The 25,459-nt window shown below is 55.4% G+C and carries 22 protein-coding genes; 8 read left to right on the top strand and 14 right to left on the bottom strand.

Annotation, left to right across the window (positions count from 1 at the left end):
• Positions 1-182: 182 nt before the first annotated feature.
• The 6 genes from AC07WB_RS16410 to AC07WB_RS16385 form a co-directional block, all read right to left on the bottom strand.
• Complete coding sequence (locus AC07WB_RS16410) at positions 183-1,043, bottom strand: ketose-bisphosphate aldolase (protein ID WP_097095992.1); 861 nt, start codon at positions 1,041-1,043, stop codon at positions 183-185.
• 127 nt (positions 1,044-1,170) lie between these two features.
• Positions 1,171-2,019 carry a class II fructose-bisphosphate aldolase gene (locus AC07WB_RS16405; protein ID WP_494940856.1) on the bottom strand — a complete coding sequence of 283 codons (849 nt, stop codon included), beginning with the start codon at positions 2,017-2,019 and terminating at the stop codon, positions 1,171-1,173.
• Between the two features lie 9 nt (positions 2,020-2,028).
• A complete protein-coding gene (locus AC07WB_RS16400) occupies positions 2,029-3,120 on the bottom strand; it encodes a PTS fructose transporter subunit IIC (protein ID WP_097095994.1) in 1,092 nt (363 codons plus the stop codon).
• Positions 3,121-3,131: 11 nt separating this feature from the next.
• Complete coding sequence (locus tag AC07WB_RS16395) at positions 3,132-3,446, bottom strand: PTS fructose transporter subunit IIB (RefSeq protein ID WP_008103372.1); 315 nt, start codon at positions 3,444-3,446, stop codon at positions 3,132-3,134.
• Positions 3,447-3,470: 24 nt separating this feature from the next.
• Positions 3,471-3,941, bottom strand: a complete 471-nt coding sequence (locus AC07WB_RS16390; protein WP_097095996.1) for a PTS sugar transporter subunit IIA — start codon at positions 3,939-3,941, stop codon at positions 3,471-3,473.
• A gap of 17 nt (positions 3,942-3,958) precedes the next feature.
• The gene (locus AC07WB_RS16385) at positions 3,959-5,521 is read right to left on the bottom strand and encodes a BglG family transcription antiterminator (RefSeq protein WP_494940855.1); all 1,563 of its coding nucleotides are present in this window, start codon (positions 5,519-5,521) and stop codon (positions 3,959-3,961) included.
• A gap of 407 nt (positions 5,522-5,928) precedes the next feature.
• Between AC07WB_RS16385 and parC the strand changes: the two genes are divergently transcribed.
• The 3 genes from parC to ftsP all read left to right on the top strand — a co-directional run bounded on the left by parC (position 5,929) and on the right by ftsP (position 10,525).
• On the top strand, positions 5,929-8,199 hold the full coding sequence (parC, locus tag AC07WB_RS16380) for a DNA topoisomerase IV subunit A (protein WP_097095998.1): 2,271 nt from the start codon (positions 5,929-5,931) through the stop codon (positions 8,197-8,199).
• A gap of 41 nt (positions 8,200-8,240) precedes the next feature.
• Complete coding sequence (locus AC07WB_RS16375) at positions 8,241-8,978, top strand: 1-acylglycerol-3-phosphate O-acyltransferase (protein ID WP_097095999.1); 738 nt, start codon at positions 8,241-8,243, stop codon at positions 8,976-8,978.
• Positions 8,979-9,097: 119 nt separating this feature from the next.
• The gene (gene ftsP / locus AC07WB_RS16370) at positions 9,098-10,525 is read left to right on the top strand and encodes a cell division protein FtsP (RefSeq protein WP_097096000.1); all 1,428 of its coding nucleotides are present in this window, start codon (positions 9,098-9,100) and stop codon (positions 10,523-10,525) included.
• 62 nt (positions 10,526-10,587) lie between these two features.
• On the opposite strand, the gene dkgA is transcribed toward ftsP, so the two are convergent.
• Positions 10,588-11,415, bottom strand: a complete 828-nt coding sequence (gene dkgA, locus AC07WB_RS16365; RefSeq protein WP_097096001.1) for a 2,5-didehydrogluconate reductase DkgA — start codon at positions 11,413-11,415, stop codon at positions 10,588-10,590.
• Positions 11,416-11,620: 205 nt separating this feature from the next.
• Here dkgA and AC07WB_RS16360 point away from each other — a divergent pair, with 205 nt between their 5' ends.
• Positions 11,621-12,541 carry an AraC family transcriptional regulator gene (locus AC07WB_RS16360; RefSeq protein ID WP_097096002.1) on the top strand — a complete coding sequence of 307 codons (921 nt, stop codon included), beginning with the start codon at positions 11,621-11,623 and terminating at the stop codon, positions 12,539-12,541.
• Here the strand turns inward: AC07WB_RS16360 and AC07WB_RS16355 are convergent, their stop codons facing one another.
• Both AC07WB_RS16355 and metC read right to left on the bottom strand, forming a co-directional pair.
• Positions 12,542-13,204 carry a DedA family protein gene (locus AC07WB_RS16355; protein ID WP_097096003.1) on the bottom strand — a complete coding sequence of 221 codons (663 nt, stop codon included), beginning with the start codon at positions 13,202-13,204 and terminating at the stop codon, positions 12,542-12,544.
• Positions 13,205-13,301: 97 nt separating this feature from the next.
• A complete protein-coding gene (gene metC / locus AC07WB_RS16350) occupies positions 13,302-14,492 on the bottom strand; it encodes a cystathionine beta-lyase (RefSeq protein ID WP_494940854.1) in 1,191 nt (396 codons plus the stop codon).
• 260 nt (positions 14,493-14,752) lie between these two features.
• Here metC and exbB point away from each other — a divergent pair, with 260 nt between their 5' ends.
• The 3 genes from exbB (at position 14,753) to AC07WB_RS16335 (ending at position 17,411) form a co-directional block, all read left to right on the top strand.
• On the top strand, positions 14,753-15,481 hold the full coding sequence (exbB, locus tag AC07WB_RS16345; protein ID WP_176519207.1) for a tol-pal system-associated acyl-CoA thioesterase: 729 nt from the start codon (positions 14,753-14,755) through the stop codon (positions 15,479-15,481).
• Between the two features lie 5 nt (positions 15,482-15,486).
• On the top strand, positions 15,487-15,909 hold the full coding sequence (gene exbD, locus AC07WB_RS16340) for a TonB system transport protein ExbD (protein ID WP_097096006.1): 423 nt from the start codon (positions 15,487-15,489) through the stop codon (positions 15,907-15,909).
• A gap of 182 nt (positions 15,910-16,091) precedes the next feature.
• Positions 16,092-17,411, top strand: coding sequence for an MFS transporter (locus AC07WB_RS16335; RefSeq protein ID WP_097096007.1), 1,320 nt, complete (start codon positions 16,092-16,094; stop codon positions 17,409-17,411).
• 88 nt (positions 17,412-17,499) lie between these two features.
• Here the strand turns inward: AC07WB_RS16335 and AC07WB_RS16330 are convergent, their stop codons facing one another.
• Genes AC07WB_RS16330 through AC07WB_RS16310 form a run of 5 tightly spaced genes read right to left on the bottom strand, consistent with a single transcriptional unit; the run spans position 17,500 to position 22,722 of the window.
• On the bottom strand, positions 17,500-18,465 hold the full coding sequence (locus AC07WB_RS16330) for a Csu type fimbrial protein (protein WP_400458312.1): 966 nt from the start codon (positions 18,463-18,465) through the stop codon (positions 17,500-17,502).
• Positions 18,462-20,891: a fimbria/pilus outer membrane usher protein gene (locus AC07WB_RS16325; RefSeq protein WP_097096009.1), complete on the bottom strand. Its 2,430-nt coding sequence runs from the start codon at positions 20,889-20,891 to the stop codon at positions 18,462-18,464. Before AC07WB_RS16325 ends, AC07WB_RS16330 begins: the two co-directional genes overlap by 4 nt.
• Positions 20,891-21,589, bottom strand: a complete 699-nt coding sequence (locus tag AC07WB_RS16320; RefSeq protein ID WP_176519149.1) for a fimbrial biogenesis chaperone — start codon at positions 21,587-21,589, stop codon at positions 20,891-20,893. Before AC07WB_RS16320 ends, AC07WB_RS16325 begins: the two co-directional genes overlap by 1 nt.
• A 25-nt stretch (positions 21,590-21,614) precedes the next feature.
• On the bottom strand, positions 21,615-22,130 hold the full coding sequence (locus tag AC07WB_RS16315; protein WP_400458313.1) for a Csu type fimbrial protein: 516 nt from the start codon (positions 22,128-22,130) through the stop codon (positions 21,615-21,617).
• A 22-nt stretch (positions 22,131-22,152) separates the two neighbouring features.
• Entirely contained in the window at positions 22,153-22,722 is a 570-nt protein-coding gene (locus AC07WB_RS16310) for a spore coat protein U domain-containing protein (protein WP_097096011.1), read from the bottom strand.
• A 548-nt stretch (positions 22,723-23,270) separates the two neighbouring features.
• On the opposite strand from AC07WB_RS16310, the gene AC07WB_RS16305 reads away from it, so the two are divergent.
• Positions 23,271-25,355 (top strand): putative bifunctional diguanylate cyclase/phosphodiesterase, encoded by a 2,085-nt coding sequence (locus AC07WB_RS16305; RefSeq protein WP_400458314.1) that lies wholly within the window; start codon positions 23,271-23,273, stop codon positions 25,353-25,355.
• Positions 25,356-25,459: the final 104 nt, after the last annotated feature.

Genomic DNA, 25,459 nt, shown 5'->3' with positions numbered 1-25,459 from the left:
CGCGCGCGCAGGAAAGAGAAAAATGCGTGGTTGATCACAACACTTTTGCCAAAAAAGCAATAATGCGGCAGGTTATGAAACAATCCGAGCAAGCGGAATGGCAAAAAAATGCGCGATAAACCGCGCCGCTACACTCGCATTTTCTGTAGCAGCGCAATTTATTGCGCAAGGTAGCAGAACGATCAGTACAAACTCGCCTTACCCAACCCACCAAACAGATTCATTTTGTAGCGAATGACTTCCTTCGCGGCAGTGATGGCATCGGGGTAAATCACGTTGGGATCCCACCAGGTTTCGCGCGCCAGAATCTCACGCAGCTTAGCGAAGTAGGCGTATTTCATGTCGCTAGAGATATTGATTTTACCCACGCCCAGCGTCACCGCTTCGGCGATCTCTGCATCTGGATTGGCCGAACCGCCGTGTAGCACCAGCGGGATGGTGAGGCGCTGCGAAATGTCTTTCAGGATATGCATCTGCAATTCTGGCTTCATATTTTTCGGGTAGATGCCGTGCGCGGTGCCGATCGCCACCGCCAGCGTATCCACGCCGGTGCGCTGTACAAAATCTTCCGCCTGCGCCGGTTCGGTGTAGATCACCTTACTCACGCCGCCTTCTACCGACGTTCCGGTATCGCCGATGGTGCCCAGTTCACCTTCTACCGAAACGCCTACAGAATGCGCCAGCTTCACCACCTCTTTAGTCAGCGCCACGTTCTCTTCATAAGGCAGCAGGGAACCATCGATCATCACCGAGGTGAAACCGCACTGAATGGCGCGCAGCACCTGAGCGATGGAGGCGCCGTGATCGAGGTGGATAGTGAAAGGCACCTTGCTCTTGAGCGTACGTTCACGCACATAGCCAAAGAATTCGTCAGTGACAAACTCCAGCTCGCTCGGGTGGATGGAGATGATGGCTGGCGTATGCGTGGCTTCGGCTTCTTCGACTACCGCGCGAATAAAGCAGCTGTCCGCCACGTTAAATGCGCCAATCGCGTAGCGGTGTTCACGAGTCGGTGCCAACATTTCTTTCATTGAAATCAACATGTTAATTTTTCCTCAGCGTGATGTTTACCGGAGCCGACGCGCGCGCCGACCCGATGATGGATATGAATGTGAAATTGATAATGCGATGTAGGGTCGCCATTCATGGCGACCGCCAATCAACTGATGGCTAAACCTTGCCCGCCGATCCCGACCAGCTCAGATACTCAGCCACCACCTCACGGCAGGCAGATTCCATGAGCCCAAGCAGATCGGCTAACTCGGCGTGGGGATGCTTTAGCGCCTGTTCGACGGCCCTTTTTCCGCCTTCAAACACCGCCGCACCGACATTGATCTTGGCGACGCCAAACTCGCTCACGCGACGAATATCCTCCGCGGGCGTGCCTGAACCGCCATGCAGCGCCAGCGGCCGGGTGGAGACCGCGTGCAACTCCTCTAAGCGCTGGAAATCGATCTTCGGCTTCACCCCAGCCGGATAAAGTCCGTGCGCCGTGCCGACCGAAATCGCCAGCAGATCGATATGGGTTTGTTCGATAAACGGCAGCACGTCCGCCACCTGCGTCATCTTCACCGAGGCATCGGCCAGTTCATAGGTCGGCGCATCAGCGATATGTCCGAGCTCGCCTTCCACGCAAACGCCCGCGGTATGTGCCATCTTCACCACGGCGGCAGTCTGGCGAATGTTTTCTGCCAGCGGTTCAGATGAAGCATCAATCATCAGTCCGGTAAAACCGGCGCGAAATGCCTGACCAATCAGCGAAAACGCTTTGCCGTGATCGAGCGCCAGCGCCACCGGCACGCGAGCCGATTCGGCCAGCGCTTTTACCAATGGCACCGCAATCGCCGGCGGAAAGTGCGCGCTATGTCCCTGGTAAACATTCAGAATAAGCGGGGCACGCTGCTGCTCAGCGGCCTGAATGGCGGCACGCGCGGTTTCAAGGTTGAAGCAGTTGATCGCCAGCACCGCGTAGCGCTGTTGGGCAGCGGCCTGAATCAGGTCATTCATCATGGCAAACATAGTGGCTCCTTATTCCAGAGTGAATTTGATCTCTTCATCGCGGACGCCGGGTGCTTCCACGTCATCGAACTCTTCATCCGCCTGGGTAACCGGTTTTTTCAGCACCGACAGCATCACGCCGCACACCGTGGTGCCGATGCCGAGCGCTAAGCAGAACAGCCAGGGTTTATTGAACAGCGGCACCACAAACATCCCGCCGTGCGGCACCGGCGCGCCCACGCCCCACACCATAATCAACCCACCGGCGATGGCCGAGGCCACAACACAGCTGCCGACCACGCGGAACAGGTCACGTGCTGCAATCGGAATCACTCCTTCGGTAATCATGCAGATGCCCATCGGGAAGGCGGCTTTCAGCGCCTCTTTTTCCGCTTTGGTGTACTTGTTGCGGCTCAGCAGATACGACAGCGTGATACCGAATGGTGGAATCATTGAGCCGACAAACTTCACCGCTTCCGGCCCGTAAATGCCGTCAACCAGCATGCCGTCGGCGAACAGCGACATGGTTTTGTTCACCGGTCCGCCGAAGTCGAAGGTGGCCATCGCGCCTAGAATCGCGCCCATCACAAACTTCGAGCCGCCCTGCATCGATTCCAGCAGCGCAATCAGCGCCTTTTGCAGCCAGACAATCGGCTGGCCGATAAAGGTCATCATCAGTAGCCCGGCAATAACGGTGCTGAGCACCGGCAGCACCATAATCGGCATTAATCCCTGCATTGATTTCGGCAGCCTGATGGTGCGGCGCAGCAGCAGCACCGTGTAACCGACGAGGAAACCCCCGAAAATGCCGCCAATAAAACCGGTGCCGATCTGACCGCAGATAAAGCCGACGATCAGGCCGGGCGCAAAGCCGGGACGATCGGCGATCGAATAGGCGATCGCCGCGCTGATCAGCGGTACGATCAGGCCCATGCCCCAGCCGCCGATCTGATTAAGCATCCAGGCGAGGGTGCCGGTATGTTTGCCGACGTCCGGCCCGCCGATCACCTGCCCAAGGGCGATACAGATCCCGGCGGCGACGATCAGCGGGATCATCCAGGAAATACCGGTGAGCAGATGGCCTTTGATCTCCTGACCGTACTGACGTTTGTTATCACTCATGATGGATCTCCTCAGGCGCGCGCCAGTGAATCCGCCACTTTTTCGAGGAATTTCACCGGTGACTTAATCACCACTTCGGTTTTCACTCGCACAATGGGTTTGCCCTGGAAGCGCTCTTCGCCTTTGATCTTCACGTCGACCGCAAGGATCACCACGTCAGCGGCGGCAATGTCCTCCTGCGTCAGCGCGGTTTCGGTGCCAATAGTGCCCTGCGTTTCCACGTGGATGGTGTGGCCCAGCGCGTGCGCGCCTTTGATCAGTTTCTCGCGCGCAATATAGGTATGCGCGATGCCTGCCGTGCAGGCTGCTACACAGACGATATTCATGTGTCACCTCAAAGCGTTAGGGTGTTAACAGAGATCGGTTTCGGCGTACTGACTAAACAGCCGGATGATATTGCTGGGATCGTTTTCTACCAGCAGTTGGGCTATCACCTCATCATCGGCCAGCGCGCTGGCCACCTGCGACAACAGGCGAATATGGGTGGTGTTCTGATCTTCCAGCCGCACGGCGAACAGGATGATGCAGCGCACCTGGCTGCCATCCAGCGTTTCCCACGGAATGTCGTGCTGGGTGCGGCCGATGGCAAGCGTGGTGTGCTTCACCGCCGCAGATTTACCGTGCGGGATGGCGATGTGATTTTCGAAGCCGGTGGAACCTTCGGCCTCGCGCAGCCAGACATCTTCGATAAATGCGGCGCGATCGCTGATGGCACCATCGTGGTAGAGCAAATCGGTCAGCTCATGAATTGCTTCTTCTTTGCTGGTGGCGGTTAGCGCCAGGTTAACGCGGCGTGGCGTGAGAATGCGGGAAATATCCATGGTGAATCCTCATTCAATTAATGTTCAGCCAACGCGCAGGACGCGCCGTCAGGTAGCTGGCTGCCAATCATGGCGTCAGTCACCCGCCGAATATCGTCATCGTTAAAGAAGGCACTGACATACACCGACGGAATTGCCGCGGCGTTGAGGTGAATGGTGGTAATCACCAGATCCACCGTTTGGTGCTGGCAGAAAGCCGCGTGATTGCTGGCCGATACCACGCCAACAATTTCCCAATCCGGGAAGGCGCGCAGGATGCGGCTCTTGAGCAAATGCGATGTTCCCACCCCGCTGGAGCACACCACCAGGATGCGTTTATGGGCGATTTGCCGCTCCAGCGCGGCCTGGAAGTGCACACACAAATAGCCTATTTCGTCATCCGCCACCGATGAAAGTCCCTGGCTGCGCGCTGTTAATTGCATCGCCTGTTTAGTCAGAGAAAATATTTCTTTCATTTCCTGCTGAATATCCTCCAGCAGCGGATTACGAATATGAATATGGTATTTGAGTCGATTTAATAAGGGCTTTATATGAACCAATAATCCTTCAAATAATAAACGGTCTTGCGCTAAATCCTGCTGAATAAAAGATGAAAAGCGATCGATCAATTCACAGGTGATTTTTACTGATTCCGCAGTGGAAAATTGATTATGTAGCGGCGTATTGTCACCGCGTTCTTCCACGACAATGCCGGACGAAACGATATATTGATAAATAAAGCCCACTTCATCCGCTGGCAGCGCGCAGCACATCCGTTGCTCAATCTGCGTCACCATGTGCTGCGCAATAGTGAGAATGCGCTGATCGAGATCGTGCGCGCTGGTTAGCGTTTCCAGCGCCAGTGCATTACCCTGCGCCATTCGATGCATCATGATCAGAATATGAGTGCACAGGTTGAGATACCACGCATCGCCCAGCGGATAACTCAGCTGCTGCTCCATGTGCTTTAGGAGCCGCTGCACAAACGCCACATCTTCATCACCAAAATAGTGCACCAGCGCCTGCTGACTACCGGGATCGAGCCGCGGCAGCAGCGGTGTACCAGCGACATTTTGCTGCATCACATCATTAATCAGCGACACCATCGCCTGGCGTAGCATCTGCTCATTGCCTTCAATATGGGTGCCGCTGGGGCCGCGCTGTAAAGTTAACCCCAGCGGTTGCAGCCACTCTTCAATCACCTTCAGATCGTTCACGATAGACGCATGGCTAATAAAGTAGCGTTCCGAAAGCTTGCTGATTGAGGTGGCGCGCGGCGCATCACTCAATAACTGCGAGGCAATCTTCACTCTTCGGCTATTGTGGCTGAGCGCTTCGGCGCTGCTCTCATCGCTGGTAAGCTGCTGCTCAAGCTGCAAGCGCAGTTGGATATCATCCACCCGCAGGCGTACGCCGCGTCCCGGCATTTTTTCCAGCTGCAGCGACCAGTTGCTGAGCCAGCTCTCAAGCCACTGTAAATCGCGCTGAATGGTTTTCTCAGACACGCCAAGCTGTAACGCTAACGCTTTACTGGGCTGCGGAGCGGCATGATGCAGCAGCAATTTTACTAATCGGTGTTGTCGTGAAGTCAGTATTTGCATGCGTTCACCCTTATTTTGGCAATACGTTAATGGCGACGTGATGTTTATATTTATTCCATGCCAGAAATCAGAAGCGCAAAAGTGTGGGTCTTGTGGAGTATGAATTTAGGAGAGTCAGGCGTAAGCAACAATACTAAATGTTGTCCGCGTGACAGGACATAATTAATATGCAAAACGAGAAAGGAAATTAATTGCGAGCTTGCTCACATAACATTGGCGATATTAAGTGTGATGTCGCTCGCATCCCCTTTTATTTTTCTAAGCGATATCACGTTATTTAGCGCCGCAGGAATCTTTTCGCTGCACCGGCTTCTTTGTGACTAAATCGCACGAATAAGGTAATATCCTCGCCAAATGAGCGCCGGATGACCCGTCGTTGCGGGCCACGAAGTGAGGATGCGATCTTAATGAGCGAATTGACGCAGGATGGTGCAGAGCGTCTAGCCCTGCACAAGTTTACGGAAAACGCGTACCTGAACTACTCCATGTACGTGATCATGGACCGTGCGTTGCCGTATATCGGCGACGGTCTCAAGCCAGTGCAGCGCCGCATTGTGTATGCCATGTCGGAATTGGGCCTGAATGCCAGTGCCAAATTCAAAAAATCGGCGCGTACCGTGGGTGACGTGCTGGGTAAATACCATCCGCATGGCGACAGCGCCTGCTATGAAGCGATGGTGTTAATGGCGCAGCCGTTCTCCTATCGCTATCCGCTGGTAGATGGCCAGGGAAACTGGGGCGCACCCGACGATCCGAAATCTTTCGCCGCGATGCGTTACACCGAATCGCGCCTGTCAAAATACGCTGAAATCCTGCTGGGTGAACTCGGTCAGGGCACGTCTGATTACATCCCCAACTTTGACGGTACCTTGCAGGAACCGAAAATGTTGCCGGCACGCCTGCCCAACATTCTGCTGAACGGCACCACCGGCATTGCCGTGGGTATGGCAACCGACATTCCGCCGCACAACCTGCGCGAAGTGGCTGAAGCCGCGGTTAAACTGATCGATAGCCCGAATACCACGCTGAATGAGCTGCTGGAGATTGTGCAAGGCCCGGATTATCCGACCGAGGCCGAAATCATCACGCCACGCAGCGAAATCCGTAAGATCTATGAAAGCGGTCGCGGTTCCATTCGCCAGCGTGCGGTGTGGAAAAAGGAAGATGGCGACGTGGTGATCACCGCGCTGCCGCATCAGGTTTCTGGCGCGCGCGTGCTGGAGCAAATCGCTAACCAGATGCGCAACAAGAAGTTGCCGATGGTGGAAGATCTGCGCGATGAATCTAACCACGAGAACCCGACGCGACTGGTGATTGTGCCGCGCTCCAATCGTGTTGATTTGGAGCAGGTGATGAATCATCTGTTTGCCACCACCGATCTGGAAAAAAGCTATCGCGTTAACCTGAATATGATTGGGCTGGATAACCGTCCGGCAGTGAAAAACCTGCTGGAAATCCTGTCGGAATGGTTGGTGTATCGTCGCGCGACCGTGACGCGCCGCCTCAACTATCGCCTGGATCGCGTGTTGCGCCGCCTGCATATCCTTGAAGGTATGTTGGTGGCTTTCCTCAACATTGATGAAGTGATCCACATCATTCGTAATGAGGATGAGCCGAAGCCGGTGCTGATGTCGCGCTTTGAGATCAGCGAAACCCAGGCCGAAGCCATTCTTGAGTTAAAACTGCGTCATCTCGCCAAACTGGAAGAGATGAAAATTCGCGGTGAGCAAGCGGAACTGGAAAAAGAGCGTGACCAGCTGCAGGCGATTCTGGCGTCCGAGCGCAAGATGAGCAACCTGATGAAGAAAGAGCTGCTGGCCGATAGCCAAACCTACGGCGACGATCGCCGTTCACCGCTGCGCGAACGTGAAGAGGCGAAAGCGCTAAGCGAAACCGAGCTGGTGAGCGCCGAGCCGGTCACTATCGTGCTGTCGCAGATGGGCTGGGTGCGCAGCGCCAAAGGCCACGATATCGATCCCGCGGGCTTGAGCTACAAAGCGGGTGACAGCTATCTGGCTGCCGCGCGCGGTAAGAGTAATCAGCCGGTGGCCTTTATCGACTCCACCGGACGCAGCTATACGCTGGATCCCACCTCCTTGCCGTCAGCACGCGGGCAAGGCGAGCCGCTTACCGGCAAACTGACGCCACCGCCGGGCGCGGTGATTGAGCAGGTGCTGATGGAACCCGACGATCAGAAACTGCTGATGGCATCAGATGCGGGCTACGGCTTTATCTGTACCTTTGCCGACCTGGTTTCGCGCAATCGCGCCGGTAAAGCGCTGCTGACGCTGCCGGAAAACGCTAAAGTGATGACGCCAATGGCGGTGCATTCCGGCGATGACATGCTGCTGGCGATTACCCAGGCTGGAAGGATGTTGATGTTCCCGGTCGGCGATCTGCCGCAAATGTCGAAAGGCAAGGGCAACAAAATCATCTCGATTCCGTCAGCGGATATCGCTGCCGGCACCGACAAACTCCAGTGGCTGCTGATTCTGCCGCCGGGCGCTTCCATCACCGTCTATGTCGGCAAACGTAAGCTGATTATGCGTGATGAAGATCTGCAGAAAGTACGTGCAGATCGCGGTCGTCGCGGCAGCATCGCGCGCGGGCTGCAACGCATCGATAGCGTAGAAGTGAATGCACCAGCGCGTCCAAAAGCCGACGCGAGCGAAGAGTAACGCTTTAGTTCAGGGGATGGAATGCCCAATTTGAGGAATCTATGTTACTAATTTTACGCGCAATTATTGTTATTGTTTATTCGATTGTGGTGAGTATTATCGGCATTATCTGGTGTCTGTTTTCACCGCGTAATCCGCGTCACGTGGCGACGTTCGGCCATATGCTGGGTCGTCTGTCGACGGTGTTTGGCGTCAAAGTGGAATTGCGTAAGCCGCCAGAAGCCGCGCATTACGGAAACGCGATCTACATCGCCAACCATCAGAACAACTACGACATGATCACCGCAGCCAAAATTGTGCAGCCAACAACGGTCACCGTCGGCAAGAAAAGCCTGCTGTGGATTCCGTTTTTTGGCCAGCTGTATTGGCTAACCGGTAACTTGCTGATTGATCGGGATAATCGCTCAAAAGCGCACGGCACCATCAGTGAGCTGGTCAATCAGTTCAACAAAAAGCGCATCTCGTTCTGGATGTTCCCGGAAGGGACGCGCAGCCGTGGTCGTGGTCTGCTGCCGTTCAAAACCGGCGCGTTCCATGCGGCGGTGGCGGCTGGCGTACCGATCATTCCGATCGTGGTCTCCAACACTCATGACAAGATCAAACTGAACCGCTGGAATAACGGCCTGGTGATTGTTGAGATGCTGCCGCCGGTCGATACGTCGCAGTTTGCCACCACCTCGGTGCGCAAGCTCGCCACGCACTGCCGTGAATTAATGTCGGCTAAACTGGAAGAATTGAACGCTGAAGTCGCCGAGCGCGAAAAAAACGGTAAACTCTGACCAGCAAAAATGGGGCAGATGATCATCTGCCCCGTTCTCAAGCAGCACAGCAACTAATAATTAATTAGAACAACATGGACACGGCGTCTTCACGCCACGCTCAAAAGGTCTGAAGTTTTATGTCTTGCAGCAGACGTCAGTTTATTCAGCTATCTGCCGGTATCGCACTGGCTTCCGGTGCTATGCCTTACGCCGCCCGCGCTGCCGCGCCCATCGGCGACACGCCGCTTCCGATTCCTCCGCTGATTGAATCACGTCGCGGACAGCCGCTGTTTTTAACCTTGCAGCGCAGCCACTGGTCATTTAGCGGCAACAGTAACAAAGTTCCGGTGTGGGGCATTAACGGTATGTACCTCGGCCCAACGGTGCGCGTTTACAGCGGCGATGATGTGAAGCTGATTTACAGCAACCGCCTCAACGAGCCGGTATCCATGACCGTTAGCGGTTTGCAGGTGCCTGGCGCCTTGATGGGCGGCGCACCGCGCCTGATGTCCGCCGGCGCGGATTGGGCGCCAGTGCTGCCGATTCGCCAGGGTGCAGGCACGCTGTGGTATCACGCCAACACGCCAAACCGCATGGCGCCGCACGTCTATAATGGCCTGGCAGGCATGTGGCTGGTTGAAGATGATGTCAGCAAGTCGTTGCCTTTGCCGAAGCATTACGGTGTCGATGATTTCCCGCTGATCATTCAGGACAAGCGCCTCGATAATTTCGCCACGCCGGTTTACAACCCACCGTCCAACGGCGGTTTTATTGGCGACGTGCTGCTGGTGAATGGGGTACAAAATCCCTATGTGGAAGTGTCTCGCGGCTGGGTGCGCCTGCGCCTGCTAAATGGCTCGAACGCGCGCCGTTTCGATCTTAGCTTCTCCGATAATCGTCCCTTTACGGTAATCGCCAGCGATCAAGGGTTCTTGCCTGCACCGGTTGCGGTACAGCTGCTGTCACTGGCGCCGGGCGAACGTCGCGAAGTGTTGGTAGACATGTCGCAGGGGGATGAAGTCTCGATTACGGCCGGCACGGCGGCGGGCATTATGGATCGCCTGCGCGGCCTGTTTGAGCCATCCTCAATTCTGACCAACACGCTGGTGCTAAGCTTGCGCCCAACCGGTTTGTTGCCACTGGTGACGGATAATTTGCCAATGCGTTTGCTGGCGGATCAGATTCTCGACGGCGTAGCGGTACGCACGCGTGAATTCCGCATTGGTGACAGCGAGCCGGGTATTAACGGCGTGCTGTGGGATATGAATCGAATTGACACCACCGTGCAGCAGGGTACGTTTGAGCGCTGGATTATTCACGCCGATCGTCCGCAATCACTGCATATTCAGGGCGTGATGTTCCTGATTAAGAATGTGAATGGTGCGCAGCCGATGGGTGAAGATCGCGGCTGGAAAGATACGGTGTGGGTGGATGGCAGCGTTGAGCTGCTGGTGAGCTTCCCGCAGAGTTCGTCGGATCACTTCCCGTTTGTCTATTACAGCCAGGCGCTAGAGATGGCGGATCGCGGTACGGCGGGGCAGTTATTGGTGAATCCTACGTCTTAATTAAAACGGTGCGCATGTATGCGCACCGTAGGGTCGCCATGAATAGCGACCTTTTCAAAACGCTAGCCGTTAAACGCATCCGGATCCGGTCCCAGACGATTCCCGCTATCCAGCTTACTGATCTCACTCACCTCGGTCTTATCTAACCTGAAATCAAACACCTGGAAATTCTCGCGGATACGTTCCGGGGTGATCGACTTAGGAATCACCACTAAACCGCTATCCAGATGCCAGCGGATAACGATCTGTGCGGGCGTCTTACCGTACTTCTTCGCCAGCTCGCGGATGATCTCCTGATCAAACACGCCTTTGCCGCCCTGCGCCAGCGGACTCCAGGATTCGGTTTGAATCTGGTGCAGCGCATTCCACGCATGCAGCGTGCGCTGTTGCAGCATTGGATGCAGCTCCACCTGGTTCACCACCGGTGTTACGCCGGTTTCGTCGATCAAACGCTTGAGATGCGTCTCGTGGAAATTACACACGCCGATGCTTTTGGTTAAGCCCTGCTGCTGCAGCTCAATCATCCCTTTCCAGGCGTCGACGTAGTTATCTTTCTCCGGGCACGGCCAGTGCATCAGATACAAATCGACCTGCTCCAGCTGTAACTTTTGCAGGCTGGTTTCTATCGCCTGCTGCCAGTTGGTTTGGTCGTCATTCCACAGCTTGGTGGTGATAAAAATGTCTTCGCGCGCCACGTCAGTATCCTGCAGCGCCTGTCCTACCGCTTCCTCATTTTTATAGATGGCCGCGGTATCGATGGAGCGATAGCCGACTTTCAACGCTTCCAGTATCGCGTTGCGCGCATCTTCAATGCTTGCTTGCCAAACGCCAAGGCCAAGCTGCGGCATCATGTTGCCGTCGCGCAATTTAATGATGGGTTGCTCTGCCATAATTGCTCCTTATCAGTTGCAGTGACTTACCGTAGAAAAGATGTGCTTAAGTCTAGTCAACAAACCTTGCCTGCGGATCATTGTGGCAAGCGAGCAGCACTTTTGCCTGGGCGATTTCTGCAAAAATCTTGCCTGATTCTCCGGCATGATGGAGTTTTGAGCAGCGTTACGGCACACTGCGTTTTTGGCTGCCAGTGAGAGAACCATGTCCAACGACGTCCTTTGTCGCCAGCTGGCGCAGCGCGTGGTTGCTTTGATGAGCGACCTGAATAAGCCGCTGTGCGCAGTAGAAAACGTGCGGTTAATCTATGCCTGCGAAACCTTGCCGCGTACGCCAATGATGTATCAGCCCGGCATTGTGATTCTTTTTCAGGGGCGCAAAACCGGTTATCTCGGCAGCACCGTCTTTCACTACGATGCCACCAAATATTTGATGCTCACCGTGCCGCTGCCGGTGGAGTGTGAAACCGAAGCCACGCTGGAAGAGCCGCTGGCGGGCATGTGTTTGAGCGTCGATATCGCCAGTCTGCAGGATTTGCTGATGGATATTGGTGATGACGAGCAGTTCCAGCCGCAGGCGCAAACGTCAGGTATTCACTCGGCGTTCATGAGTGATGAGATGCTCTGCGCCGCTGAGCGCTTGCTGGATGTCATGAACAATCCGCGTGATGCCCGCGTGCTCGGCCCGCAGCTGGTCCGCGAAATCATCTATTACGTATTAATCGGTCCCATTGGCGGCGCGCTGCTGTCGCTGGTGAATCGTCAGACGCAGTTCAGCCAAATTGCTCGCGCGTTACGTCGCATCGAAAACAACTTTGCCGAAAGCCTCAGCGTGGACATGCTGGCGGCCGAGGTGAACATGAGCATTTCGGCATTTCATCACAACTTCAAAGCGGTAACGCAAACTTCGCCGCTGCAGTATCTCAAACGCTATCGCCTGCATCAGGCGCGTCTGATGATGCTGCAGGATGGCATGAAAGCCAGCGCGGCAGCGGTGCGCGTGGGCTATGAAAGCCCGTCGCAATTTTCGCGGGAATTTAAGCGCTATTTCGGCGTGACGCCGGGAGAGGAGGCGAGCCGCGTGCGTCAAACCGTACCGGTATTACCGTTTGACGCCGCGTCGTAATCACGAGACTTTCTGGCGGCGTTTTTTCCAAATCACCACAATGCTGCCGGCAAGGCCGATAAACAGCAGCGCGATGGGCAGGATCATCAGGATAGCCATCACCTGATCTTCGTGGCGCTTGATAAAAGGCACGTGGCTGATGCCGTAGCCCAACGTCACCACAATCCCCACCCACAGTAGGCCGCTGAGCCAGTTAAACAGCTGAAAGCGGCCGTTTTTCAAACCCGAAATACCCGCCATGGTCGGCAGCAGCGTGCGCACAAAGGCGAGGAAGCGGCCCACCAGCAGCGCCATCAGGCCATGACGATCAAACATATTCCACGCGCGCTGGTGATATTGCGCCGGTAAATGCAATAACCAGCTTTTCACCAGTTTGGTGTTACCCAGCCAGCGGCCTTGCAGATAGCTCAGCCAGCAGCCAAGGCTGGCTGCAGTGGTTAGAATCACAATGGTCGGCACGAAATCCATCACACCTTTCGCCACCATCGCACCCGCCAGTAACAGCAAGCTGTCACCCGGCAGAAACGAGGCGGGCAATAAACCGTTTTCCAGAAACAGCGTCAAAAACATCACGCCGTAGACAATCCACACGACATCCGGATTACCCAGCGCGGCAAAATCCTGATGCCAAAGCGCCTGGACAATCTCATGTAAAACACCCATCAGCTATTCCATCGAGTCACAAGGATTCTATTTTAACCTTCTGTGGCATGGCATTCGTTGATCTCTCATCGTCACCACAGCGTGGTTTATGTTCTGTTTAATTTTTTAAGCGAGCAAAGCCGGCTTTTAAGTCATCCAGCAGGTCATCCACATGCTCAAGGCCGATGTGCAAACGGACTAAGGTGCCGTCAAAATCGACGCCACCCGCCGGACGAATCGCCGCCAGTTCCTCAGGCTGATTGGCCAGAATCAGTGATTCATAGCCGCCCCATGAATAAGCCATGCTGAAATGGTGGAAGTGATCGAGGTAGTTTGCCAGCTGCTCACGACTTAATTTTTCATGCAGGATGAAAGAGAACAGACCGCTGCTGCCGCTGAAGTCGCGCTGCCAGAATGCGTGGCCTTTACACTGGGCCAGCGCCGGGTGATTAACGCGCGCCACTTCCGGCTGCGCGGCCAGCCACTCGGCTACCTGCAATCCGCTCTCTTCGTGCTGACGCAGGCGCGTCCCCAGCGTACGCAGGCCTCGGCTCGCCATATAGGCGGTATCGGCATCGACCATCTGGCCCATCAGATACGAATTCTCGCGCAGCTGCGCCCAGCAGCGCTCATTCGCCACCGCGGTGCCAATCATCGCATCGCTGTGCCCAATAATGTATTTGGTGCCGGCCTGGATCGAAATATCAATGCCATGCTCCAGCGCGTTAAACAATACGCCCGCCGCCCAGGTATTATCGATCATGATGACCGCGTCTGGCGCTTTCGCGCGCACCGCAGCCACAATCGCCGGGATATCCTGCACTTCCATGGTGATAGAAGCCGGCGATTCGAGGAAGACAACGCGCGTATTAGGCTGAACCAGCTCACCGATTTCGCTGCCGATGCAGTGATCGAAATAGGTGGTAGCGACATTCAGCTTGCTAAGAATTTTTGAGCAGAAATCCTGCGTCGGTTCGTAGACCGCACCGCTTACCAGAATATGGTCACCGGCTTCCACGAAGGACAAGATGGCATTCGATACCGCTGCGGCACCACAGGGATAGAGCACACAACCCGCGCCGCCTTCCAGCTCGGTCATGGCATCCTGCAGCGAGAAATGGGTGAGGGTGCCGCGACGGCCATAAAACAGTTCGCCTTTAGCGCGACCGGCGGTGGCGCGTTTTTTGTCGGCGACCGTATCAAAAACCAGTGAGGAAGCGCGTTGAATCACGCTGTTAACTGAGCCCTGAGTGTAACGTTTGCTGCGTCCCGCGCTGACAAGCGTGGTGTCTATTTTTTTCGTTGCCATCACTGCCTTACCTGACATTTCCCACAAAACATCCACGTTACCACGAATCAGCGTAGTGGGTTGAGCCTGAATGCGGATTATCAGAGTGAGGCCAGTATTGCGCATAACGTCAGCTAAATGGTGGAAATAAATGACACCTTTGCTTTGTAAATAGTAATGAGAACCACTATCACTTCGGGCGCTTTTTTTGCTATGATCCGCGCTTCAATCGTGAACTGTGCAACAGAAGTTGGAGATGCAGCGTGGTAGCCAGTGATTTGATGCAAACGGATCTCTCCGTTTGGGGCATGTATCAGCATGCCGATATCGTGGTAAAGATTGTGATGATTGGCCTGTTAATGGCGTCTGTCGTCACCTGGGCGATTTTCTTCGGTAAGTTTGCTGAGCTGAGCGGGGCGAAACGTCGCCTGAAGCGCGAACAGCAGGCGCTGGGCGAAGCCCGATCGTTAAACGATGCGTACCGTGCTGCTGAAAACTTCAAAGGCAACAGCCACAGCGCTGTGTTGCTCAATGATGCGCAGAATGAGCTGGAGCTGTCAGCCGGCACTGAAGATCTCGACGGCATTAAAGAGCGCACCAGCTTCCGTCTGGACCGTCGCGTTGCGGCCTTCAGCCGTCATGCCGGTCGCGGCAATGGCTTCCTCGCCACCATCGGTTCGGTCGCACCGTTTATCGGCCTGTTCGGTACCGTATGGGGCATCATGAACAGCTTCATCGGTATCGCTAAAACGCAAACCACCAACCTTGCTGTGGTTGCGCCGGGTATCGCGGAAGCGCTGCTGGCAACCGCCATTGGTCTGGTTGCGGCGATTCCTGCGGTGGTTATCTATAACGTCTTCGCACGTATGATTGCCAGCTACAAAGCCTCGCTGGGCGATGTGGCCGCTCAGGTCATGCTGCTGCAGAGCCGCGACCTTGACCTCGGCAACGTTGATACCGCAAAAGAAGCCAACCGTCCGGCAGCGGCACAGAAACTGCGCGTAGGATAAGTATTATGGCGATGCGTTTAAACGATGATTCGGTAGGCGATGGCGAAATGCATGAAATCAACGTGACGCCGTTTATCGACGTCATGTTGGTTTTGCTGATCATCTTTATGGTTGCCGCGCCATTGGCGACGGTGGATGTACGCGTGAATCTGCCCGCTTCCACCAGCGCGCCTCAGCCGCGTCCGGAAAAACCGGTTTATCTCTCCATCAAGGAAGACAAGCAGATTTATATCGGTAACGATGCGGTGACGAAAGAGACGCTGGTAAATGCGCTGACGGCTCAAACAGAAGGCAACAAAGACACCACCATTTTCTTCCAGGCGGATAAATCCGTGGATTACGCCACGCTGATGAGCGTAATGGATCAGCTGCGCGAAGCCGGTTACCTGAAAATTGGGTTGATGGGCATGGAAACGGTGAAGAAGTAAGTTAATCTCACCCAACCTTCTCGTAGGGTCGCCATTCATGGCGGCCTTTTTTTATGTCCCGCACTCAACTTGTTAATTTCTTGTTACTTTTGGTCTCATTTTTGTAAACTGCAATGGTGAAGAAGATCACATCTATTCCTGGCTTAGCACGTTAAAACGGAAGAAAAACCAGGAAGGACAATATGAGCTCAAGTCACTCTTTACAAAAGTCGTCGCAGGGCGGTGCCAAAACCATCTTTAGCGTTACCAGCGGTAACTTCCTTGAGATGTACGATTTCATGGTATTTGGCTATTACGCCACGGCGATCGCCAAAACCTTTTTCCCCGGTGATGATCCCTTTGCCTCTTTGATGCTCACGCTGATGACCTTCGGTGCCGGCTTCCTGATGCGCCCGTTGGGAGCAATCATTCTCGGTGCCTACATCGATCATCACGGGCGTCGCAAAGGCCTGCTATTGACGCTGGGTTTGATGGCGATCGGGACGTTAACCATCGCGCTGGTGCCTGGCTATGCCACGCTGGGTGCCGCCGCGCCGATTTTAATTTTGCTGGGACGCTTATTGCAGGGCTTCTCCGCCGGCGTTGAATTGGGCGGCGTATCGGTTTACCTGGCCGAAGTGGCACCGAAAGGGCGCAAAGGCTTTTATGTTAGCTGGCAATCGGGCAGCCAGCAGGTGGCGGTGATCTTCGCCGCGCTGCTTGGCCTGGGATTAAACCACCTGCTGGCGAAAGACGCCGTCACAGAATGGGGCTGGCGTATTCCGTTCGTAGTGGGCTGTATGATTGTGCCATTCCTGTTCTATATCCGCCGCATGCTGGAAGAGACGGAAGCGTTTAGCCAGCGTAAGCATCATCCCTCAATGAGCCAGATCGTACGTTCAGTAGGTCAAAACTGGGCGCTGGTGCTGGCGGGCATGTTAATGGTGGTGACCACCACCGTGATGTTCTACATGATCACCGCCTTCACGCCCACTTTTGGCAAAACCGTGCTGATGATGAGCGACAAACAGAGCTTCCTCGTCACGCTGTTTGTCGGCATATCCAACCTGTTTTGGTTACCGGTGATGGGGGCGCTATCGGATCGCGTCGGTCGTCGCCCGCTGCTGATTATTTTCACGATACTGATGATTGTTACCACCTGGCCGGTACTGCACTGGCTCGTTGGATCGCCGACCTTCGCCCATCTGGTTGAAGCAGAGCTGTGGCTATCGTTCCTGTATGCCAGCTATAACGGTGCCATGGTGGTCTATCTGGCTGAGATCATGCCAGCCGAGGTGCGCGCCACCGGTTTTTCAATGGCTTATAGTCTGGCCACTGCGCTGTTTGGCGGTTTTACCCCAGCGGTATCGAGTTATCTGATTCATGCCACGGGCGATAAAGCAATGCCGGGCGTGTGGCTGTCGTTTGCTGCGGTGTGCGGATTGATTGGTACGCTGCTGATTGGCCGCATGGTGAAGCAGTATCAGGCGCGTCACGGCGCCGTTTCGTTAAGCGCGTCGTAAACCTGGTCGCCATGAATGGCGACCCTACGAAAACCGATGCATACATTGTAGGGTCGCCATTCATGGCGACCTGATCCCCATCTCCATACTAAAACGACACATCCACCACCACGCTATCGGTATAATTCCCCGCCGCAGGCGTATTCTGCGTGGTGAGAATTTGTGCGGTATAGGTGAAGTTACGCGTCACGGTATCCGCATTCAGCGAGGTAGAGGTGGTACTGCTCCAGCGATCGGTGCCGGTTGGCCCCCAGCGAGACGTGGTGGTGGTGCCTTTGTAGATATCGTAAGCCAGCCGATTGGTGCCGCTCGCCATCTGGCGCGTGGTACCACTGTAGTAGCTGCCGTTGCTCAAACCCACGGTATAAGTGCTGCCTTTCGAACACACCACGTTAATGGTTTGCTGCACCGTAGAAAAACTCCCCACCAGCGGTGCACTGCCAAAGCTGACATCGGGTGCGGTAATGGTGGTGCAGTCGTTGGTAATCACCAGATTAACCGTAATCGGCATTGCCGTGCCGGTGCTGGTTTGCACGGTTCCCACGCACAATCCCGCCACATTTAATCCCGCGCACACCGTATAACTTACCGTCAACGTTATGGTGGTGGTATAGGTGCCTGCCGCCACCACCTGTCCGGGCACGGTGCGGAAAAAGAGCGGAATATTGAAGTTGAGGCTGTTTCCTAGTGCGAGCAAGGACGCTGAGCTCCAGCGATAGCTGCCACCCTGCTGTAATTCGGTGGCGCAGGCGCTATCAATGCACATCTGAATCGGGATGCTGTCGGTGCCGCTGGCCGCAGTTTTCAGCGCTGCACGGTTTCCGCTCAGATTGGAGGCGGTGGTAAACGCGTAAGTAATGTTATCGCTACCCAACAACGAAAGCGTGCCCGAACCACAGTTAACATTGGTGGTACTTGAGGTGGTATTGGCGGTTGAACCCACGGAGAAAGTGGTGACCGAACCGAATGTGGCGGTCGGCGCCGATAAGGTACAGAGCGCAAAGCTGGTCATTGGCAGTAAAAACAGCACCAGCAGGAGCAGAAGCCTTTTCATGGTGAAATCCCTGACTGTGAATTATCCGCGGTACTCACCGCAGAACCTTGCGCTGGCGGCGGCAGCGGGCAGGTAAGCGGCCCGTAAGTTTGCAACGCTTTTGGCTGGCCGTCAGCGATATCCAACTGCGTATTGCAACTGCGTCCATCCGGTGTAACCACATGTATCGGATTACTGGCGCCGAGATCTTCCATCCACACAATGCCATCCCAGCCGACGTATTCGGTGGCCTGATTAGGACGTAATACCTGGCTGGAAATCGGCAGCGGCTGCCCGCTGCTGTCATGTAGCACGACGCTGGCAGCGCGCAGACGCTCCACCGGGAAATTGAGCAAATAGCCACTTTTGCGCTTCACAGCAAAGCGCTGTTCGACCTTTGGCGCAGTGCGATCGGCTGGCAGATCGAGCGTATCGATGTCGTATTTCGCGCCGTAGTAGCTGCTGATGGACGGAACCAGCAAATAACCCTGTTTATCTGTGCGTCCCATCGATTGGTTTTCGTAACGTACCGTAACGTCCGGATAGTCGGTTTTCACCACGACGAACGCATCGTTGATGTCGTTGGCGGCAAAGACGCGGTTATCCATTAACACCAGCGAACCGGTGAAATCGGCCCATTGCGTGGTGTTATCGTTATCGCCGTAAAAACCGGCGGAGGTATCAATTTTATTATTACGATAGCGTAAGCTGGCCTGGCGATAATCGCCGCTGTCGCTGCCCTGATTGGCCCACGCCGCATCATAGGCGAAGCCGCCATCGGTTGGCATCGCGCGTGAAACATACAGGCGCTGATTATTGTTGCCTTGCTGATCGCGCTCCATGCTCACTGATGCGCTGCTCTGCTCACCAAATGGGATCACAAGGGAAATCGCGCCGCTCCAGTCACCCTGTTGCTGGTCGCGGCTGGCGGAGATATACACGCTGCTGTTGCCCCACAGATTTTTACTCCATGAGAGATTCATCAAGCGCGTGCGATCGCCGCTGCCGCCAGCGATATCAATATATGCCAGCCCCAGGCTGCCATAATCATTCAGCGACACGCTGGCGGTGTATTGCGCGCTGCGCCGCGACAGCGAGTAGCTGGTGTTCGCGTTGTCGCCGCGGCTGCCCACCAGTGCGAGGTTGCCGAAATCGGCGGTGCGCAGAATGTGCTGAGTGCCAAGGCTGAACCAGCTATTGTTGTACTGATAACCCCAGCTGTACTGAGTGCCGGGATCACCAGCCATCTGGCTCTGCGCCAGCGCGCCATTAATCACCCCCCAGCTGCCGAGCTTCAGCAGTCCGCCTGCGCCGCCCATGGCAACGCTGCTGCTGCCTTCCGCATGGCTTTCCAGCGTCAACCAATCCGTTAAGCCATAGCGATAGGAGCCGCTCGCCGCTGCAGCGCCATAATCAAAATTTTGCACGCCGTAATTTTCGCGTATCGCACCGGCGGAGAACGAATAATCGGATAACCCTTGTTTCAGCAAGCTGCTGGAGACGTAAAACGGCAGCGTGGTGGTGATTTGTCGGCCTACCGCATCGGTGGTGGTGATCACCGCATCACCGGCGCCGTTGACGAAAGGCACGTTAGTGAGCGACCACGGGCCGGGCTGCACGTCGGCCTGCGCGCTGCGGTAGCCGTTAATGAAGAGGTCGACCGAGGAGGGGACTGCCGCCTGGCCGGAAAACGCCGGCAAAGGATAGGTCACCAGATCGGGTCGTACGCTGAAATCACGCCCAATCTGCACGCCGCCGAGGCGCACGCTGTTGCTCCAGCTCAGGGCATCGGTAACCAAATCCCCGGCGCGCCAGCTGATAGCCGCGTTCTCGTTTTCATTGCTAAACCAGGTATCGTAACGAATATAGCCTTCCTGCTGACCGGAAACGCCGCCTTCCAGCTGCTGCACGTACACGCCGTTAGTGGAAAACTGGCCAATCGGTCCGAAGAAACGCAGCTCGTTCCAGCTGGAAAGACGCGAACCGGCGTTATCCGTCCGCGTGGCGTAGAAGTCGTAGTTGAGCAGGGCGCCGTTACTGGCGCGCCCCGGAAAGCGCGGTGCGTTCTGTTGCTGACCAATGGTCTGTCCCGGCAGCCACGCGGCGGGTACCGTGAGCAATAGGCGTTGGCGCTGTTCGTCATACTCCACTTTGGCTAATTGATTCACATCGATCTGCTGACCTTGCAGCTTCTCGGCAGGAATACCGGCACGCTCTAAATCCCCGCGTCGTAGCCAGAAATCACCGTTTTTGCGTTCAACCGGTACGATATCGCCACGCCCGCCCTGATTCACCACCAGTTCCAGCATATATTGCTGACCGCTGGCGCTATTCTCCAGCGCAGGCGGTGGCGGCAGCTCAGAGAAGGTCTCGGCACTGCTGATCATCGGGCTGATGCAAAGCACGCTGGCAACCGCCAGCGCGCAGGGATGCGGCGTAAACTTCATCAACGCGCGGCAGCGCTGCTCCAGTGGCCTTTATTCATCTCGGCCGAGAGTTCACCGCTCACGCTGCTGGTTAACGGCCAGCGATGACTACTGTTGGCCAACACGTAACCGAATAAACCGTTACCCATGCGGCGTCCGCCGATGGTGACATTACTTAATCGCGCGTGACCGTTGCCGCGATTGGTCAGCTCCAGCCAGCGCTTGCCGCCGCTGTTTACCTCTTGCCAGCTCAACTGCGGTTGTGCCGTATCGCGCGTGACGCCGTTGCCATAGACGAATAACGGTACCGAATAGCGCATCTGGAAGGTAAGACCCGCCTGGTTTTCCCCCGGCGTGCGCGGCGTAGGGATTTCATCCAGTACCACGCGATACGACATTTCACGCCCGGCGGCGGGTGGCGTTTGCTTGATTAAACGCACCAGCTGTTTCTGTCCCGGTTCAAGACGCACCATCGGCGGGCTCGCCACCACTTGCTGCTGCGTTTGATACTGTTCCTGGCCGTTGATTTGCTGCCAGCTGAAGATGCGTACCTGCATCATGGTGGTGGCATTGCCGCGATTCTCCAGCCACAGTTCGCTGGCTTTTTCTTCGGGATCAATGGCCGGATCGATGGGCCAAACCATCAGTGAATTGGCTGCCTTCACCGCAGGTGTTAGTGCCACACATAACAAGAGTATCAGGGCGCGCAGGTTCATCATTTTGTCATCCTTCATGGTACTAACGTCACCAGCTCAGGGTGACGGTTAAGGTATCGGTATACGTCCCGGCGCGCGTCGGGCCGGGTAGCGTTAGCAGGCCGTAAATAGGCAGCGTAATGTTATTGGCATTGCTGTAGCTCAGCGCAACGGCGCTGTTCACCGGAATCGCCGTGGTATGAGCGGCATTGCTGTACAAGCCATACGCCACGGTATTGGTGTTGCTGGTGTGTTTGAGGTTGCGGGTCGCGGTGTAGTTGTTGCCGCCGTTGATGCTCATGCTGACAGCGGTGCCTGGCGTGCAGGCGAGCGTGATGGTGGTGCTTTGCACATAGCTGGCGCTGACGCTGCTGGAGGACACGCCCGGTTGTGTGCCGAAATTAAGCGTGCCGAATACCCCGGTATTGGTACCGGATACGACACAACCTGCCACTACTGATGCTGAGACCTGAAAGGTTGCCGTCGGCAACCCCCAGGCGGAGACACTCCCTATCAGCAGGGCAAGGCCACCTGCACAGTGCAGCCCACGCTGCACCACGGCCACCCTGAGAACCCTTACGCTTCTCTCAGTAATTCACCGCCACGTTAATCGTGTCCGTATAGGTGCCAGCTGGGATCAGCGGGTTAAAGCCACCTCCCACCACGCGACCATAAATGGCGTAGTTGGTACCCAACGTCGGGTCGGTAGTGCCGCTGGGGGCGATATTGGTGTTATTGGCGATCGCGGTGGTAAATGCGGCATCGCTATACAGCGTATAGGCAATGCCCTGCGTATTGTTGGAGCCGAGGATCAGGTAGCGTGGCTGGCCACTCACCGTGCCGTAAATGGTCGCCGGTGCGGCGTTACTGCTGGTGACCTGTACGTTGAAGGTTTGCCCGGTGGTACAGCGAACAAATATACCGTTGCCAGATGCGCCCACCAACGTCGCGTTCAAGGTATCGAAGGTGGCTGCGCTGCTACCGAAGTTCAGGGTACCGAAGTTAACCCCGGTCGTTGCAGACTGACCGTTCACTAAACAACCGGTGGTAAGCGTCAATGTGGCATTGATGGTTCCCGTTGTGGTGGCGGCAAAAACAGCGGTGGGAGCAAGGGCGGCGCTTAGGCTAGAAGCCACAAGAAAAAGCTTGAGTTTCATAATCATTCCTTACTGATTATCCAAGGTCAGTGCTTTTTCACCTGGTCATTCATTTATGAAAATACATCCGAAATCAAACAAGAGCCGCATTTGGCCCGACAGCGTAAGCGCCTACCACCTAAGAATATTCCTGGATGGTGCATTAATGATTTATATCAGTTTTATTTACTATAGATCAGCAAATCTGGCCTTGTGCACCCAGGGTTCATTTTTTCCCTAATCAATTGACGTTTTTCGCCGATAACTCAGTAATAACAAGGGGTGTCGGCCAGTTAAAAAAACTAAACAGCCGGCGATTTCCCCCTCTATCACGCGCGTCGGTTCAATGCTATGTTCGTGCATTAATCAGATATTATTAATTTTCCACCCGATGACTGATGATGAAAATAAAAATAAATAGCATGAGAGCTCCAGTTTTTACTGGACCTGGTATTCTCACTTTTTCGCCGCTAATGGTCATTATTCGCCCGTAATCGGCGCTTTATCTTCCTTGTTTTTATTTGATGACACCAAACCTGCTCCGTAGCAGGTTGAGTTTAGGAGCGCACATGCTGTTGGTTACCTGGGATAGCGTTCTGGTTTCCGTTTCACTGATTGTGGCCTTCATCGCCGCCTTTACCGCATTAGATACAGCAGGCCGCGTCGCCGTATCCCGCGGTTGCCTGGCAAAACTGTGGTTAGTGGGCGGCGGCACCGCAATGGGCATTGGCATCTGGGCGATGCACTTTATTGGCATGCTGGCGATGATGATGCCGGTGACCATGCGCTATGACATCCCGCTCACGGCACTCTCCTTACTGGTCGCTATTGCGACGTCTATCTTCGCGTTTGCCCAAAGCGTGCAGGGCAGTCACCTCACGCGCCGGCGCTTAATGCGCGGCACGTTAATACTCGGTAGCGGCGTGATTGCCATGCACTACATCGGCATGAACGCTCTAATGATTGAGACGGCGATTAGGTGGAATATGCCGCTGGTGACGTTATCCGTGGTGATTGCCTACGCGGCGTCCGGTGCCGCGCTGTGGCTGGCCTTTCATCTACGCCAGGGGGAAAGCCTGCTGATATTGCGTGTCTGTGCGGCGCTGGTGATGAGTATTGCCATTGCCGGCATGCATTACACCGGTATGGCCGCGGCGGACTACAGCCAGCCGATGATGATGCAGCATCACGGCGTCAGTGAAGAGGGGCTGGCGGTGTGGGTCACCATTATCACGCTGAGTATTCTTGGATTGACGCTGCTGATTTCAATGCTGGACGCTCAGCTGCGCGCGGCGCGTCTTGCAGCCAAATTGAAGCGTGCCAACAGCGAACTGCGCCAGCTTGCGCTGCATGACAACCTCACTGCGCTGCCGAACCGCGTGATGCTAGAGCAGCAGCTCACCACACAGATCAAGCAGGCTACGCTGCAGGATGAAACCTTCGCACTGATGTTTATGGACCTCGACGGGTTTAAAGCGGTCAACGATACCTGGGGCCATCATGTGGGGGATCGCTTGCTGATTGCGGTGGCCGATCGCTTGCAGGCGGAAGTCAGTGAAGATATTTTGCTGGCGCGTTTAGGCGGCGATGAATTTGTGCTGCTGTGCCCGCAGTACGCTGTTCATCAGGCGACAAATCTGGCGCAGCAGCTGGTGCAAGCCATTGATGTCCCCTTTGAGTTAGATCGTTATTCGCTGCGTGTTTCGCTCAGCATCGGCATTGTCATCTTCCCGCTGCACGGGCGCAGCCAGCAGGAGATGATGTTCAACGCCGATTCCGCCATGTATCACACCAAGCACAGCGGGCGTAACGGCTGGTGCCTGTTTGAACCGGCCATGAGTGCTGTTGCTCAGCACCAGCTGGCGCTCGCCAACGATCTGTGGAATGCCCTGGAATATCAGGAAATGCGTCTGTTCTATCAACCTAAATTTCGCGCCGGAGGCACGGTGCTGATGGGGTTTGAGGCGTTGCTGCGCTGGCAGCATCCGCGTCGTGGGCTGCTGATGCCGGACATGTTTCTGGCGCGAGCTGAGAAAACCGGCCAGATTGTGGCGCTGGGTAATTGGGTGATCAACGAAGCCTGCCGCCAGCTAAAACAGTGGCGCGATGAAGGCAACGGCGACTGGAGCGTATCGGTCAATCTCTCGGCGCTGCAATTCCAACAGCGCGATCTGATTGAAAGCCTGCACCAGGCGCTGCAGCGTCATCAGATCCCCGACGGGGCGCTGATGCTGGAAATTACTGAAAATATCGCCATGCGCGATCCGCAGTTTAGCCAGCAGCGCATTGCCGAGTTGCATCGGCTAGGGGTGAAAGTGGCTATCGATAATTTTGGCATCGGCTATGCCAATCTGCTGCATCTGAAACATCTGGAAGCGAGCGAGCTGAAAATCGATCGCGCCTTTATTAATAGTTTGCGCGCGGATAGCGAAGACGCCACGGTGGTGAGTGCGATGCTCACGCTGGCTCGCTCGCTGAACCTGCGCATGGTGGCAGAAGGCGTTGAAACGGAAGAGCAGCAGCGCTTATTAACCGGTTTAGGCTTCGATACCTTACAGGGCTATCTGCTGGGTAAACCGACCCCGGCGGAGCGCATCGGGGAGTTTACCGCTGCGCTGGCATTTACGGATAACGTCGTGTCTTCTGGCGCGTAATAATCATTTTTTGTGTTCTTCCGCATTGGAAGGTTTCATCGTTCATCGGCTCAGATCGGCAGGATAACTGCCGATAATTCCTACAATAAAACCAATAGATTTCA

Source organism: Pantoea sp. GW821-FHT03E06, assembly GCF_059420725.1.
The sequence above is the reverse complement of the archived record's forward strand: the minus strand, read 5'-3'. Positions and strand labels throughout refer to the sequence as shown.

Bases quoted from the DNA above. Each gene is read 5' to 3' on its own strand.
- AC07WB_RS16390 (WP_097095996.1), bottom strand. From the start codon at position 3,941: ATGGATATTTCCCGCATTCTCACGCCACGCCGCGTTAACCTGGCGCTA.
- AC07WB_RS16305 (WP_400458314.1), top strand. From the start codon at position 23,271: ATGCTGTTGGTTACCTGGGATAGCGTTCTGGTTTCCGTTTCACTGATT.
- AC07WB_RS16330 (WP_400458312.1), bottom strand. From the start codon at position 18,465: ATGAAAAGGCTTCTGCTCCTGCTGGTGCTGTTTTTACTGCCAATGACC.
- AC07WB_RS16325 (WP_097096009.1), bottom strand. From the start codon at position 20,891: ATGAAGTTTACGCCGCATCCCTGCGCGCTGGCGGTTGCCAGCGTGCTT.
- AC07WB_RS16410 (WP_097095992.1), bottom strand. From the start codon at position 1,043: ATGTTGATTTCAATGAAAGAAATGTTGGCACCGACTCGTGAACACCGC.
- metC (WP_494940854.1), bottom strand. From the start codon at position 14,492: ATGGCAACGAAAAAAATAGACACCACGCTTGTCAGCGCGGGACGCAGC.
- AC07WB_RS16320 (WP_176519149.1), bottom strand. From the start codon at position 21,589: ATGATGAACCTGCGCGCCCTGATACTCTTGTTATGTGTGGCACTAACA.
- AC07WB_RS16360 (WP_097096002.1), top strand. From the start codon at position 11,621: ATGTCCAACGACGTCCTTTGTCGCCAGCTGGCGCAGCGCGTGGTTGCT.
- exbB (WP_176519207.1), top strand. From the start codon at position 14,753: ATGCAAACGGATCTCTCCGTTTGGGGCATGTATCAGCATGCCGATATC.
- AC07WB_RS16335 (WP_097096007.1), top strand. From the start codon at position 16,092: ATGAGCTCAAGTCACTCTTTACAAAAGTCGTCGCAGGGCGGTGCCAAA.
- AC07WB_RS16310 (WP_097096011.1), bottom strand. From the start codon at position 22,722: ATGAAACTCAAGCTTTTTCTTGTGGCTTCTAGCCTAAGCGCCGCCCTT.
- AC07WB_RS16375 (WP_097095999.1), top strand. From the start codon at position 8,241: ATGTTACTAATTTTACGCGCAATTATTGTTATTGTTTATTCGATTGTG.
- dkgA (WP_097096001.1), bottom strand. From the start codon at position 11,415: ATGGCAGAGCAACCCATCATTAAATTGCGCGACGGCAACATGATGCCG.
- AC07WB_RS16355 (WP_097096003.1), bottom strand. From the start codon at position 13,204: ATGGGTGTTTTACATGAGATTGTCCAGGCGCTTTGGCATCAGGATTTT.
- AC07WB_RS16385 (WP_494940855.1), bottom strand. From the start codon at position 5,521: ATGCAAATACTGACTTCACGACAACACCGATTAGTAAAATTGCTGCTG.
- exbD (WP_097096006.1), top strand. From the start codon at position 15,487: ATGGCGATGCGTTTAAACGATGATTCGGTAGGCGATGGCGAAATGCAT.
- AC07WB_RS16405 (WP_494940856.1), bottom strand. From the start codon at position 2,019: ATGTTTGCCATGATGAATGACCTGATTCAGGCCGCTGCCCAACAGCGC.
- parC (WP_097095998.1), top strand. From the start codon at position 5,929: ATGAGCGAATTGACGCAGGATGGTGCAGAGCGTCTAGCCCTGCACAAG.
- ftsP (WP_097096000.1), top strand. From the start codon at position 9,098: ATGTCTTGCAGCAGACGTCAGTTTATTCAGCTATCTGCCGGTATCGCA.
- AC07WB_RS16395 (WP_008103372.1), bottom strand. From the start codon at position 3,446: ATGAATATCGTCTGTGTAGCAGCCTGCACGGCAGGCATCGCGCATACC.
- AC07WB_RS16400 (WP_097095994.1), bottom strand. From the start codon at position 3,120: ATGAGTGATAACAAACGTCAGTACGGTCAGGAGATCAAAGGCCATCTG.